Origin of the sequence: Corynebacterium rouxii (assembly GCF_902702935.1) — a bacterium.
GTDB lineage: Bacteria > Actinomycetota > Actinomycetes > Mycobacteriales > Mycobacteriaceae > Corynebacterium > Corynebacterium rouxii.
The window spans coordinates 1716124-1729410 of record NZ_LR738855.1; the positions used below are offsets into that span (position 1 = coordinate 1716124).

Consider the following 13287-nt stretch of genomic DNA (forward strand, 5'->3'; position numbering starts at 1 on the left):
AGGAGGTGCTCTTGCAACCATTGTGCGCCCTGACGGGATCGAACCGCCGACCTGCTGGGTGTAAACCAGCTGCTCTCCCAGCTGAGCTAAAGGCGCAGACCGTTATCAAAACTACAACCGCTTGTTTCCAGTGGCTGTCTTGGCAACGGAAGAAACTCTAACACACAAAGCGTCAGAAAAGAAAAACTACTGCTTATTGCCCCTTTGTACGAGGCAAGAGCCTTGCCAAGCACCGAGACGTTCAGCCTTTGTTTGCACCAAACCGGACAACTGAGCAGATTCGGAAATTTCACCAGGGTCAAGGGCACCTTGTTTGCCAGCGCCTGGGGTTAGCAACCAAATCCGACCATTGTCTGCCAGCGGACGGACGGAGTCGACAAGACCATCGACCAAATCACCGTCGTCAGACCGCCACCACAGCAGGACTACGTCGCAAGCCTCATCGGTTTCTTCGTCGAGAAGCTCCTCGCCGATGATATCTTCGATGGCTTCACTGATTGTACTGTCGCAATCCTCGTCCCATCCAACTTCTTGGACGGTCATGCCGGCTGCGATGCTAAGACGCTGAGCGTGGTGAGCTCCAGTCGTCTCAGTTTTTTTCTCCTTGAATTCTTGAGCGTTCATCGCCTAAGAACTTTACAGCTATTCCAGCACTTTTACCGCTTTTATTCTGTAATCTCCGCAATTTTGCACCGTGATAGGGAGAACAGTTCACGCAGAAAACAACACGACGGGGGCAATCACAGTATCCTGTAGTAAAACCTGTGGTGTTGTCACCATGTTTGGAGTACTCACCCATTCGTGGCCGACACCCACACGACACGTACAACTATGGAGGTGGCGAATGTCAGACCCCAATGAGGGTATGCGCCCTGAAGACAGCAACTTCGCGATGATCCGCGACGGTGTTGCTTCATATCTCAACGACGCCGACCCAGAAGAGACTCGCGAATGGATGGAATCTCTCGATGGCATGCTAGAGGGTTCCAGCCCCGACCGTGCCCGATTCCTCATGCTGCGTCTCCTCGAGCGAGCTTCGGCCCGTCGCGTTCCACTACCACCGATGACGTCGACAGACTTTGTCAATACCATCCCCACCACGATGGAACCTGAATTCCCCGGTGACGAGGAAATTGAGAAACGCTACCGTCGTTGGATCCGCTGGAACGCTGCCATCATGGTTCACCGCGCTCAGCGCCCAGGCATCGGCGTTGGTGGACACATCTCCACCTACGCTGGTGCAGCCCCACTCTACGAAGTTGGCTTCAACCACTTCTTCCGCGGCAAGGACCACCCAGGTGGTGGCGACCATGTGTTCTTCCAAGGCCACGCTTCCCCAGGCATGTATGCCCGCGCCTTCATGGAAGGCCGCCTGACCGAGGACGACCTCGACGGCTTCCGCCAAGAAGTTTCCCGCCCACAGGGTGGACTCCCCTCCTACCCCCACCCTCACGGAATGAAGGACTTCTGGGAGTTCCCAACCGTGTCGATGGGCCTTGGCCCAATGGACGCCATCTACCAGGCACGCTTTAACCGCTATCTTCAAAACCGCGGCATCAAGGACACCTCACAGCAGCACGTGTGGGCATTCCTTGGCGACGGCGAAATGGATGAGCCAGAATCTCGCGGCCTCATCCAAATGGCGGCATTGAACAACTTGGACAACCTGACCTTCGTTGTTAACTGCAACTTGCAGCGTCTCGACGGCCCTGTCCGCGGTAACACCAAGATCATTCAAGAGCTGGAGTCCTTCTTCCGTGGCGCCGGCTGGTCTGTTATCAAGGTCGTTTGGGGACGCGAGTGGGATCAGCTCTTCGAGGCCGATAAAGATGGCGCTCTCGTTGATCTGATGAACACCACCTCCGATGGTGACTTCCAGACATTTAAGGCTAACGACGGCGCCTACGTGCGCGAGCACTTCTTCAACCGCGATCCACGCACTGCCAAGCTTGTCGAAGACTGGTCCGATGAAGATATCTGGAAACTGCGCCGTGGTGGCCACGACTACCGCAAGATCTACGCTGCATTCCAGCGCGCACTTGAGACTAAGGATCGCCCAACCGTAATCCTTGCTCACACCATTAAGGGCTACGGTCTAGGCCATAACTTCGAGGGCCGCAACGCCACCCACCAGATGAAGAAACTCACCTTGGACGATCTCAAGCAGTTCCGCGACAAGCAGGGCGTGCCAATTACCGATGAAGAATTGGAAAAGGATCCATATCTTCCTCCTTACTACCACCCAGGTGAGGATGCCCCAGAGATCAAGTACCTCTTGGAGCGTCGTAAGTCTTTGGGCGGATTCATACCGGAGCGCCGCGAATCCTACACCCCGCTGCATGTCCCCGAGCTAGACAAGCTCCGCAGCCTCCGTAAAGGTTCTGGCAAGCAGCAAGTCGCCACCACCATGGCCGTGGTTCGTGCCTTCAAGGAACTCATGCGCGACCCAGAGCTGGGCAAGCGCATCGTCCCGATCATCCCTGATGAGGCCCGTACCTTCGGCATGGACTCGTGGTTCCCCACCATGAAGATCTACAACCCACATGGTCAAAACTATGTGCCAGTAGACCACGACCTCATGCTTTCCTATCGTGAGGCCAAGGACGGCCAGATCCTTCACGAGGGCATCAACGAAGCCGGATCTACCGCTTCCTTCATTGCCGCAGCTACGTCCTACGCTACCCACGGCGAAGCGATGATCCCGCTGTACATCTTCTACTCGATGTTCGGGTTCCAGCGCACAGGCGACTCTTTCTGGGCCGCAGGCGACCAAATGGCACGTGGCTTCATCTTGGGAGCAACCGCCGGTCGTACAACGTTGACAGGCGAAGGTCTCCAGCACATGGATGGCCACTCCCAGATCTTGGCTTCGACCAACCCAGCAGTCGTCTCCTACGACCCAGCATTCTCCTACGAGATTGCACACCTCTTACGCGAGGGCATCGATCGCATGTACGGCCCAGGTCGTGGCGAAGACGTGATGTACTACCTCACCATCTACAACGAGCCAATTTCCCAGCCAGCTGAGCCAGAGAACTTGGACGTTGAGGGCCTCCACAAGGGCGTTTACCTTTACGAGAAGGCCGACGGTGGCGAGCACGAAGTGTCCCTGCTAGCATCCGGCATTGGTATGCAACAGGCACTGCGCGCCAAAGAGATTCTTCGCGACGAGTTCAACATCGGCGCTAACATCTTCTCGGTCACCTCGTGGGTGGAGTTGGCACGCGAAGGCCATGCCAAAGAGCGTGAGGCACTGCGCAACCCAGGAGTCGAGCAGGAAGAGGCATTCGCCACTACCCAGCTCAAGAAGGGTTCCGGCCCGTACATCGCTGTTTCTGACTTTGCTACCGATCTGCAAGAACAGATCCGCCGCTTTGTCCCAGGCGATTACACCACCTTGGGTGCCGACGGCTTCGGTTTCTCCGATACCCGCCCAGCCGCCCGTCGCTTCTTCAACATCGACGCTGAGTCCGTTGTTGTCGCAGCATTGAACGGCTTGGTAAAGCAAGGCAAGATTGATCGTAGCGTTGCAGCCGAAGCAGCTCAGCGTTTCAATCTCACCGACCCAACCAAAGCTTAAATAACAGCTCGGTTTAACACCGTAGAACTTCCGTCTCATTAGCGGAAGTTCTACGGTGTTTTCATTTACCCAATCGATATTTTTAGAACATCCCTGCAGTTCACTATGATATTTTCCACCACAGAACCAATTAGCCATTTGGTATATATTTTTACTAAGATTGCTGATTAATTATAAAGATTTGACTTAGCAAATCTTCACTGGACACAGAAAGAACTGCTCATGACCCGTAACATCCGCTGGGAAAACATCTACCCTCCGCAGGCTTGGCCACCACAATGATCACTACCAGTCTTGCAGTACCTGCCGCGGAAGCCATTTCATCCGATGCGGAGGTGACGATTTCCGATAAGTTTCCCGAAAGCCCAAGAAGAGCCAAGGCTACAACCTCAGATCAAGCTCACCCTAATGAAAATCCAGTCAAAAAACGCTGGCTGCGCTATATGATGTCCGCATTCGCAAAGCTTTCTGGACCTCAAAATAACCGCGACCTCACTAAAACTGATCAAGATTACAAATATCTTCCATTTGATGCACTCCCTAATAGGGATCTATATCATTTTGATTTAGTTGCAGATCTAATGGATTTTGCATTAGTTCAGCCTTATAGAGAGCATGAAACTCCCGATAAAGGTTGGGCAAGGTTTCAAAACAAAATTAACTCTTGCCAATTCGTGGTCGGATACGCAAATCCGGAAGAAAATGCCACTTCTAATAAGGGGCAGTTCCTAGCCGCCACAGGAAATCCTAAAACTTCAGGAACTGTAAGTCGCGCCGAATGGCAACCCACCGGCGATAAAAAATCCGGCACATTTACCTATGCCATCGATCGCGACGGCAGTGCCTACAACAAGCCTTCTTTCTCCACGTTGTCTCCAACAAAGTTCGAATTCGCTAATTATGCAACTGTTGCGAATAACCGCAACAAGTTTGAGAAAAGGAAGCAACCACTAAGGATTCACTTCGCTCCCAGATCGATGCCGCGGCAACGTATCCGATGTTATCGAGTATCAGCACGCACATTCCCCATATTCCCAAACCAATGCAAGAGCAGTCTGGTGCCCCCGCCGTTCCGATGAGCACGCCGGGCACAGAGAAGAAATCGTCTAGCTCGATGTGGGGACTGTTACTGCAGGTCTTATGGCTATTTTTGGCGGTTTCTTTGCAAGGTTTCTTCACCCTTAAAAATTGAGCAATCCGATTGTAATGAGTGCTCCGAAGTATTCAATGTAAGCATTGTTACCGAGGCAAAATTATTGGCCTCGGTGGAAAGAAAAGAGATATTAAAATGGCCGCGTTAAATTCTTCTTTAATCAAGAATAAAAAAGCTGTCGCTGGTGTTATCAGCGTCTTTACGGTGTTGTTCGTCGTAGCGCTGATTGTATTCAAGCCATGGTTGTTGTTCATCGATAAGCACGTCGATGATGAGATTCCGGCCGCCGTTGCTGCGCACGCGACGATGGCACCCGCTCAGCCAACCGAGTCGGAGGCTATGACCCCGCCTAAAGCTGAGTCTAGGCAAGGTCAGTTCATATCTCACGAACACGAGACTTCTGGAACCGCAACCTTGATCGTGGATACCGATGGCAAAAAGAAGCTGGTGTTGACCGATTTGGCTACATCGAACGGCCCTGACGTTCACGTGTGGTTGAGCAAAGCACCTGTCATCCCAGGCAAGAGCGGCTGGTTTGTTGCCAAAGATCACGAGCACTTTGATGTTGCACCCATTAAGGGCAATGTAGGCAACCAAGTTTACGTGCTGCCTGACGACGTCAACTTCGACGAGTGGACCTCAATCGTGCTGTGGTGCGATGACTTCAACGTCTCCTTCGGCGCTGCTGAGTTGAGCTAACGCCAATTATTACCGCCATATGTTCGGCTACCACTGCCCACCTAGTTCGGGTAGTTCGGTGCCGAACATTTGTCGTTCTAGCTCCCCTGCCAATGCTTCGGAATACACGTTAGTGATATGGGAAGAATCGCGATAAACCAACATGTTGCCAACCACTCCCGGGCAACGCTCTTCGTTACATAGTCCATTGGTCAGATCGAGATGAGTGATGTCGATTCCTTGGTATGCGTCGATTGCAGGATTTGTTTCTGCTAGAGCATCGCTGCGCTTCATACCGCAGTCATTTTTAGTGTTACCTGGTTGGTAAAACCCGTCGGAGACGCAGAGACGAACATCCAGCTGGCCTTTTTCGTCACGCGGATATGGAGTATCACGTAGCCCCCAGATGTGAATGTTATTGGAGCTCAATCGTCGCGCCACTGATTCGAATTGTGGTGGAACGATTTCTGCTTTGTCATCAGGAACAATTCCGTTATTCATAAATCCAAGATGCGGCAATGTGTTGATCATAAAGACACCGTCCGTCGGCGGATTGTCGATCATGTGCTGCATAGCCTTTTCTTGCCACTCGGCGCATTCAGGATAAGGTTGGCCGTCTTTTCGCGGCAGGCTCAGTCCTGGATAACAGCCCATCTTGATCAGCGGAATGATCTTAATACCTTGTCGACGACCAATAATGTCCAATGCTGGCAAATGATGTTCTGCATGCGAACTGCCATAAAGATACATAGTTCGGCGTGCATTTACATCGCCAAAAGCGCATTCCTCAGGCCACGTATTCCGCCCATGGTGAAGCACCAGCTCGGAGCCGTCGTAAAGCGAAGAGCACTGATCGCGATCCGTAGCTGGATACATAGACTCTGCTGTGTTGGCAGCATCCGGCACTGGTGGCACTTCTGGTGCATCAGCATTAATCAAAAATGCATAGGGACCAGGAAATACCACGCTGGGCTCACCGGTAAATTTCTGCGCTGATGCACTCGGACGTAACTCTTGAATTTGCTGAGCAAGAGTCAGCGTCAGCACGGTAACAATGACAGTTCCGCCCAGTTGGGCCAGCATCATCCTACTGGGGAAAGCAAACGCGACTGTTCGTGGTGCTTTCACCTTTCCTCGTAAGGGGGATTCCACCCATCGCAAGGTGCACCAAGCCAAAAGAATAGACAACACGATAACGCTCACGCCTACCGCGATGCCTTTTTGGATTCCCAAAGTACGAGTGATACCCATGCCCTGAGCCTCACCGTTACCTGGCCCAGAAGAAAAGTATCGCGTAGCAATGACCAACAATGGCCAGTGCCACAGGTAAAGGCTGTAAGAAATACGGCCCAAGAACTGGAAGATGGGCATATCCAGCACAGTGGTGACACTCCACCGTGTAGGGTTTGTGCCTGCGACGATTACCAGCGCCGCACCAGCCAACGGAATAAGAGTCAACGGGCCTGGGAATTCTTGGCTTCCGTTGAGAAACAAACCAGTAAAGAGAATCGCCGCAATACCAATGACTCCTGTGGGAAGTTGCCACCAGCGCGCACTCCCTTGGGCCACGGTGCGGACCTTCTTGAGCCCGAGGAGCATACCGAATAATCCACCAAGGCCAATCTCCCAGAAACGGCTTAATGGCGAATAGTAGTTAAGCCCTTGATTGATCTGCTGCAAGTACCCCGCGTAAGCAAAGCTCGACAGCGTTGCTGCCGCCAAAATAATTGCCATAATCGCCTGCGCTGCGGAGTTTTTCCCTTTGATCACGCTACGCCACAGCCAACCAAATGCCGCAATCACAATAAGGCTGGCCAAATAAATCTGTAACTGGGCGGACATCGACCAAATGTGTTGATAAATGCTCACGTCACGGCCAATGGCCGCATAGTCTTGCCCATCACGTGCCAAGTTGAGGTTTTGAACGTAGAGCAGTGATGCGACGGCATCTTCTCCTACATGCTTCCATCGCGCCTTGGAAAATAGCGCTAATGCAAGCAGCATCGTGGCAAGTGTGACTGCTAACAGCGCCGGGAATAGGCGCCGCATAATTCGTACCACTGCAGAAACAAAAGAGGTTCCTTGCGCAGATAGCGCGTTTTTCAGCTGGGAGCTAAAAAAGAAGTAGCCTCCGATAAATAGGAATACATCCACGCCGGACGAAACTCGCCCGACAAAACAGTGGAAAATCACAACCAGTGCAATGGCAAGACCTCGCAGGCCGTCAATGTCGGTGCGGTAAATTTTCCGTGGGGCTGTGGCGGTTATGGGGTTAGGCTCGTTAGGCAGGGTCACGATTTCGATTTCAACTTTGATCAGGTGTCGGTGGCGAACTTGGCGGACGGTAGATAAAATCCCTCGTTGCGCGCTCGAGAAGCAGCACCTTGAGCGAGATGTACCTTGCCAGTCTAAAACAGCTGGTTCGAGGTGGCGCACACCGACTCTCTAGCTGGGGCTGCACGAGGAGCTATATACGCATGGATGCACACACGTGGAAGAAACACTTTGCCACCATCATTGCATGGATCATAGCGGTACCATTTGTGATTCGTGCTGTATATGTGCTGCCTTCTCAAGGAATTGGAAGTGACTTCACGCCCATTTGGAATGCGGTCAAAAAGTTTACTTCTGGTGCGCGGGTTTACGACGAAGACTACTCCACTGTCGATCCCCACTATCTTTACTCACCCGGCGCGACTGCGCTTTTGAGTCCCATCGGGATATTTAGCGATAAAACCTTTGCCACGTGGGTCATGATGCTCCTCGGAGCTGTCTGCATTTTGTTTGCTCTAGCTCTAGCCACACGAATGCTCACGGGCACGTGGTCTTCCTTATGGTTACCAATTTTTGTGATTGCGTTTTTCTATCCTCATGAGCCGATAGTAAGCACCCTAGGGCTGACCAACATTAATGGTTTTTTGCTACTCATGTTGGTGGTTTATGTGTGGGGCACGCTTCGCGTGAGAACTGAACCCGTAGGACTCGTTCGAACATTTTTCCGCGAATTGCAACAGTATCCGGTCTGGATCGCAGGTATTGCCCTAGGAATATGTATCACCATCAAGCCGCAATTTCTCGCCATGGCGTTGATTAGCTTGCTCACATTGCATTTCTCAGTGCTGTTCATGGGCGCCGGTGTAATGATTGTGTTGTTTGCAGTGGGGTGGATTTTTATGAATCAACCGAGTGACTATTTCTCGGAATTGTTACCGTACATCAGCACTCCTCGTAGTTACGATAATGGCTCCTTGCAGGGCGTTGCTATGCGCTATGGCTGGAGTTCGGGCGCTACAACCACTGCTATTGTGCTGTTGTGGCTGGTTACGCTTATCGCAGTTATTGCACTCACTAAATGGAAGCGTTCCGACGCCGTCTTTTGGGCGTTTAGTTCCATTGGCGTGTTGTTCTGCGCAGTGTTGATGTCGAGTGGCCTTGTTCAGGGCTATTACTGCATTTGGTTGTTGCCTCTTGCTATGACGATTGTGCGGAAGGGATCCCCCATGCGTCACCCTGTAATGTGGTTGGCGTTTTGGGCGTTGTTTTATAACGCTTCATGGTTCTACGAGCACACACCTTGGGCACGTGGTTTCCTCGACATGCGCTCTGTGTTGGCGTGGCTCGTTATTCCGGTCGTCTATGCAGTATGGGCGCTTATACGCCGTCCTTCTGCGCATTCCGAGCTGCTTGTTGCACCATCTGGTCGATAGCTTTATTGACGATCGCTGGTTGCTCCAGAATGATCATGTGGCCGGCGTTAGGTGCAACTTGTAATCCTGCGTCGGACCACAGAGATACGATGCGTTCCGATTGGCTCTGTGGAGTCACAGCGTCTTGTTCGCCCACAATTACTATCCCGGGGATGCCGCTTAGTGCCCGCGCATTGTCGATCTCATCGTGTTCTTGCAAATCGTCTAAGAATCCTACGTAGGTTGACAATGGGGTGTCGTTAATCAACTTTGCATGAAAGTCCACGATCTCGCGGGGCATCGGTGTTTGGAATACCGTCATAGCAAGGGTGGGTGCTACGAAGGCGGCGATTTGTTCACGTAATCGAGCAGTTTCTGTAGGTGATGCTTCTACGGCATCGCGAACTTTTTCTACCACTGGTAAAGCAAGGATCTGAGGTACTCCTTGGCTGGCAAAGGACTCAATTGCGGTAGCGACCAAGATGACAGAAGCAGTCTGTTGCCTAATTTCTGGATAACGTCCCAATAGATTGATCGCCACCATTCCGCCGAGTGAGTGTCCAACTATGACGATCGGCCCTTTGATTTTAGCCGCAGCGATAACAGAGGAGACATCGTCAGCTGCGCCGTCGATAGTGCACTCTCCTACCGAAAATTCTCCGGTGGCACCGTGACCTCTTAGGTCCATCAGCAAGCAGCGTGCATTCGGAGCGCAATGCGCGACTTGGAGATGCCATGCGGATGCGGCGAGAGTAAAACCGTGGATAAAAACGATGGTGACCTCTGCGTCATCAGGTCCATTGAGATAGTAATGAACACCATTGGCTACGCGGGATTCACTGAAAAAATGAATGGGAACGACGGGCGTCTTTTTAGCGCGTGCTAAGACTTGTCGACGCCGTCCCGTGGAAGTCAATCGAGGCAGTCGCATGCATTAAATGCTACGCCTGCGTAAAGTCATAATTGTTGTTACCCCCTGTGCAGGAGACGTATCCCCTTGGCATCTTTGCAAGACCAACTACTGAAGTTGCAATCCGATCAGCCCTCTTCCAATTCTCAAGAGGAAGCGACCGCTTTTTCGCGGGTATGTGCAGTGCTCAAACGCGTAGGTCTTGATCCTGAGGAGATAACTCCCGATACCGTTTTGGAAGATGCTGGGGTTGATTCTTTGGATCGTATTGAAATTACAGTTCGCCTTGAGCAAGAAAGCGGCATCGAGCTTCACGACGCCGATGTATTTCCTGCTCGTACCGTGCATGACTTGATGCAATTGATTGATCAATAACCCACTAGTTCCTCGGAGAAAGGAAGCGAACCCCGCATGACAGTTTCTTACCTTAGCGACATGGATGGTGTCCTCATCAAAGAGGGCGACATGATTCCTGGTGCCGATGTCTTTTTAAAACGCCTCAAAGATAACGACATCAATTTCATGGTATTGACCAATAACTCGATCCACACCCCGAGAGATCTATCTGCTCGCTTGCGCGCTACCGGACTCGATATTCCCGAAGACCGCATCTGGACTTCGGCTAAGGCCACCGCAACCTTTTTGTCTCAACAGACTAAACAGGGTACAGCCTATGTAGTCGGCGAATCTGGTTTAACCACCGAATTACATGAATCGGGTTGGATTCTCACAGATTCTTCCCCTGATTTTGTGGTCTTAGGTGAAACTCGCACTTATTCTTTTGAAGCTATTACCACCGCCATCAATCTCATCCGCGATGGTGCACGTTTTATCTGCACAAACCCTGATGTCACTGGTCCCGCCCCTAAGGGGATTTTGCCTGCCACTGGCGCAGTAGCTGAACTAATTACCGCAGCCACAGGTAAAAGCCCTTATTTTGTGGGTAAACCAAACCCAGTGATGATGCGAACCGCATTGAATAACATCAAGGCTCACTCAGAATCAACGGTGATGATCGGCGACCGCATGGACACTGACGTTCGTTGCGGCCTCGAAGCAGGTATGCGCACTATTCTGGTGCGCTCTGGCATCTCCGACGACGCCGAAGTGGATAAGTATCCGTTCCGCCCAACGCGCATCGTCAACTCGATAGCTGATCTAGCGGATTGTATCCTCGACCCCTTCGGAGATGGCCACTACGCCGACTTCGAACCGCGTTAAACAAACTCTACGCACGCACTAAACCCTTGGGTAGCTGCCAACGCCGCTACTTCTTGGTTGAGCACGCGAAGCTCATCCAACGTCCCGTTGAGCACCTGTTGGCAGTCCACAGTATTGGGCTGCCACGAGTTGGTGCGCCACGGGGTGAACCAGACCGCTTCTAGCGGATCTGTTCCTGGCATGGCACTAGGCGGCGGGCTGGCAATAGTTTTTGCCATCACGTTCTCCAGCGCTTGACGCCATTGTCGTGGCATTGCTTCTACGCGAAGCACTGCATATGTTTCTTCGTGCATGGGTAACCGTTTCCACTATCAACCAGCGCACCGCACTGTGTGCACCGTAAGACGGGTTTCGTCTTCCCCAACGGACCCAGTCGTGAAAAGGTATGCCCTTTTTTACCGCACCCTTGGAGCCGTTTCCAACCCTAAAGTCTCACTTCATCCCCTGTTTTCTCAAGTACAACTAGAGGTTTAAGTGATCGAGATGCTCCCATACTCCAGCGTTTGTTTCAGCCCACAGCGGCTTTGCCCAATCCCCAAAAGGACGATTGGTTAGTGCAACCATTGCACGCTCAGACTCCCGATCTACCCACAGATACGTTCCGGCCTGTCCAAAGTGACCAACAGTCGTACTAGGCATGCTCGTTGCAGTCCAGTGTGGGTTTTTCTCCCCTTTGATCTCGAATCCCAGCCCCCAAGGACACGGCTTATACATGCCATAGCCTGGCACGATCCCATGAAGCTCTGGGAACTGGACAGTACATGCCTGCACAAGGGTTTCTTCTGCAATCAACGTCGGCTGCAGAATCTCGCCAGCAAAGAGTACAAGGTCGTTGACTGTGGAATAGCTCTCGTGCCCAGCAGAACCCCACAGTTGAGTGTTTGTCATCCCTAGCGGCTGACACACCGCCTCATCGAGATACTGCGCAAACGGCATATCTGCTTCGTGGGCGATAGCGTCGGCTAGAAGCTCAAAACCGTAGGAAGAATAGATCCGACGCTGCTCCGGCGTTTTACACACATCGGTGCTTCGAAAACCCACACCCGACGCATGAGCAAGTAAATGCCGCACTGTAGCGCCTTCAGGTCCGCACGGGGTATCTAGATCAAACACACCTTCTTCAACGGCGATGAGCACCGCATAGGTAGACAGCAGTTTGGTCACGCTTGCGAGTTCATAGCGCACATTTCCCTCGCCGGCGGTAGTTACCGCATCAGATGCAACTACGGCTGCAGAACACCGTTCTACAGGCCACGACTCAACCAAACGCTCAAGGTAGTTCATTCTCCCGATTGTACGGGGAATTCACCGGTTATCGGCTGGCGAGCCTTTCGCCCACGTCTAAAACCACGTCGTTCCGACCTACGCGCCAATGCTGCCACCTGAGCCGCAGTCATATTGACAGGCGCCCACTCGGTACTGCGGAATAGGATCCAGCCACGCCAATAGGCAATGATGGCGAGCCCACTACCTAGAATCGGCGAAATAATCATCCCCAGCGCGTTGTGTTCGAGTGTATAAAACCCCACCATTGTTACGCTCGAAACCAGCGCGGGCACGGCATACAAGGGGCCGCCACCAAAAATTCCAGGCACTTGTCCGGTGCAGATATCGCGAATCATTCCGCCACCTACGGCTGTAAGCACACCCATGAATACCGCGCTTGTCAGGGGCATACCAAAGCTCAGTGCTTTCACACACCCAGTCACGGCCCACACGCCCAAAATGATGGCATCGCCCGTAGTTTTAAAGATTTCCCATGCTCGGCCTTGGAAGTGAATCACCAAGGCGAGTACTGCGCCAGCGATAGCAAGTGCCAAATAGCGAGAATCAGCGATTGCTGCAGCAGTACCGCGTTGCATGAGGACGTCGCGAAGCATACCGCCTCCAAGGGCGGAAAACAGCGCAAGAAAAACAAAGCCGACCGCATCATAGTTTCGTTGTCGCGCAATGGTCCCACCAATCACGCCGTTGAGTACGACGCCAATGAGATCAAAGATCTGATACATCGTCAGGATATGAGGATCTACTGAATGCACGCGGGTAATCATAACGGAGC

Annotated in this window: 12 protein-coding genes and 1 tRNA gene; 6 read left to right on the top strand and 7 right to left on the bottom strand. The window is 52.3% G+C overall.

Annotated elements, in window-relative coordinates; translation table 11 throughout:
* Positions 1 to 23 precede the first annotated feature (23 nt).
* A tRNA-Val gene (locus CIP100161_RS08480) sits at positions 24 to 96 on the bottom strand.
* A 90-nt stretch (positions 97 to 186) separates the two neighbouring features.
* Positions 187 to 624 (bottom strand): DUF3052 domain-containing protein, encoded by a 438-nt coding sequence (locus CIP100161_RS08485; protein ID WP_155873573.1) that lies wholly within the window; start codon positions 622 to 624, stop codon positions 187 to 189.
* 220 nt (positions 625 to 844) lie between these two features.
* Here CIP100161_RS08485 and aceE point away from each other — a divergent pair, with 220 nt between their 5' ends.
* The 3 genes from aceE (at position 845) to CIP100161_RS08500 (ending at position 5432) form a co-directional block, all read left to right on the top strand.
* Positions 845 to 3580: a pyruvate dehydrogenase (acetyl-transferring), homodimeric type gene (gene aceE / locus CIP100161_RS08490; protein WP_155873575.1), complete on the top strand. Its 2736-nt coding sequence runs from the start codon at positions 845 to 847 to the stop codon at positions 3578 to 3580.
* 266 nt (positions 3581 to 3846) lie between these two features.
* Positions 3847 to 4659 carry an EndoS/ChiA family endoglycosidase gene (locus tag CIP100161_RS08495; protein ID WP_155873577.1) on the top strand — a complete coding sequence of 271 codons (813 nt, stop codon included), beginning with the start codon at positions 3847 to 3849 and terminating at the stop codon, positions 4657 to 4659.
* A 131-nt stretch (positions 4660 to 4790) separates the two neighbouring features.
* On the top strand, positions 4791 to 5432 hold the full coding sequence (locus CIP100161_RS08500; protein WP_155873579.1) for a DM13 domain-containing protein: 642 nt from the start codon (positions 4791 to 4793) through the stop codon (positions 5430 to 5432).
* Positions 5433 to 5459: 27 nt separating this feature from the next.
* Here the strand turns inward: CIP100161_RS08500 and CIP100161_RS08505 are convergent, their stop codons facing one another.
* Positions 5460 to 7706, bottom strand: a complete 2247-nt coding sequence (locus tag CIP100161_RS08505; protein ID WP_179951831.1) for an acyltransferase family protein — start codon at positions 7704 to 7706, stop codon at positions 5460 to 5462.
* Positions 7707 to 7888: 182 nt separating this feature from the next.
* Here CIP100161_RS08505 and CIP100161_RS08510 point away from each other — a divergent pair, with 182 nt between their 5' ends.
* Positions 7889 to 9118 (top strand): glycosyltransferase family 87 protein, encoded by a 1230-nt coding sequence (locus tag CIP100161_RS08510; protein WP_155873583.1) that lies wholly within the window; start codon positions 7889 to 7891, stop codon positions 9116 to 9118.
* Here CIP100161_RS08510 and CIP100161_RS08515 read toward each other — a convergent pair.
* Positions 9063 to 10028 (bottom strand): alpha/beta fold hydrolase, encoded by a 966-nt coding sequence (locus CIP100161_RS08515; RefSeq protein ID WP_155873585.1) that lies wholly within the window; start codon positions 10026 to 10028, stop codon positions 9063 to 9065. The two genes, CIP100161_RS08510 and CIP100161_RS08515, sit on opposite strands and share 56 nt — an antisense overlap.
* Positions 10029 to 10094: 66 nt before the next feature.
* Here CIP100161_RS08515 and CIP100161_RS08520 point away from each other — a divergent pair, with 66 nt between their 5' ends.
* Complete coding sequence (locus tag CIP100161_RS08520; protein WP_232053138.1) at positions 10095 to 10382, top strand: acyl carrier protein; 288 nt, start codon at positions 10095 to 10097, stop codon at positions 10380 to 10382.
* Between the two features lie 36 nt (positions 10383 to 10418).
* A complete protein-coding gene (locus tag CIP100161_RS08525; RefSeq protein WP_155873587.1) occupies positions 10419 to 11228 on the top strand; it encodes an HAD-IIA family hydrolase in 810 nt (269 codons plus the stop codon).
* On the opposite strand, the gene CIP100161_RS08530 is transcribed toward CIP100161_RS08525, so the two are convergent.
* From CIP100161_RS08530 to CIP100161_RS08540, 3 genes are all read right to left on the bottom strand, one after another.
* Positions 11225 to 11521, bottom strand: a complete 297-nt coding sequence (locus CIP100161_RS08530; protein ID WP_155873589.1) for a hypothetical protein — start codon at positions 11519 to 11521, stop codon at positions 11225 to 11227. The two genes, CIP100161_RS08525 and CIP100161_RS08530, sit on opposite strands and share 4 nt — an antisense overlap.
* A gap of 169 nt (positions 11522 to 11690) precedes the next feature.
* Positions 11691 to 12512 carry a serine hydrolase domain-containing protein gene (locus CIP100161_RS08535; protein ID WP_155873591.1) on the bottom strand — a complete coding sequence of 274 codons (822 nt, stop codon included), beginning with the start codon at positions 12510 to 12512 and terminating at the stop codon, positions 11691 to 11693.
* Positions 12509 to 13279 carry a trimeric intracellular cation channel family protein gene (locus CIP100161_RS08540; protein WP_155874569.1) on the bottom strand — a complete coding sequence of 257 codons (771 nt, stop codon included), beginning with the start codon at positions 13277 to 13279 and terminating at the stop codon, positions 12509 to 12511. Before CIP100161_RS08540 ends, CIP100161_RS08535 begins: the two co-directional genes overlap by 4 nt.
* Between the last annotated feature and the right edge of the window lie 8 nt (positions 13280 to 13287).

Bases quoted from the DNA above. Each gene is read 5' to 3' on its own strand.
- CIP100161_RS08535 (WP_155873591.1), bottom strand. From the start codon at position 12,512: ATGAACTACCTTGAGCGTTTGGTTGAGTCGTGGCCTGTAGAACGGTGT.
- CIP100161_RS08530 (WP_155873589.1), bottom strand. From the start codon at position 11,521: ATGCACGAAGAAACATATGCAGTGCTTCGCGTAGAAGCAATGCCACGA.
- CIP100161_RS08485 (WP_155873573.1), bottom strand. From the start codon at position 624: ATGAACGCTCAAGAATTCAAGGAGAAAAAAACTGAGACGACTGGAGCT.
- CIP100161_RS08525 (WP_155873587.1), top strand. From the start codon at position 10,419: ATGACAGTTTCTTACCTTAGCGACATGGATGGTGTCCTCATCAAAGAG.
- aceE (WP_155873575.1), top strand. From the start codon at position 845: ATGTCAGACCCCAATGAGGGTATGCGCCCTGAAGACAGCAACTTCGCG.
- CIP100161_RS08510 (WP_155873583.1), top strand. From the start codon at position 7,889: ATGGATGCACACACGTGGAAGAAACACTTTGCCACCATCATTGCATGG.
- CIP100161_RS08515 (WP_155873585.1), bottom strand. From the start codon at position 10,028: ATGCGACTGCCTCGATTGACTTCCACGGGACGGCGTCGACAAGTCTTA.
- CIP100161_RS08540 (WP_155874569.1), bottom strand. From the start codon at position 13,279: ATGATTACCCGCGTGCATTCAGTAGATCCTCATATCCTGACGATGTAT.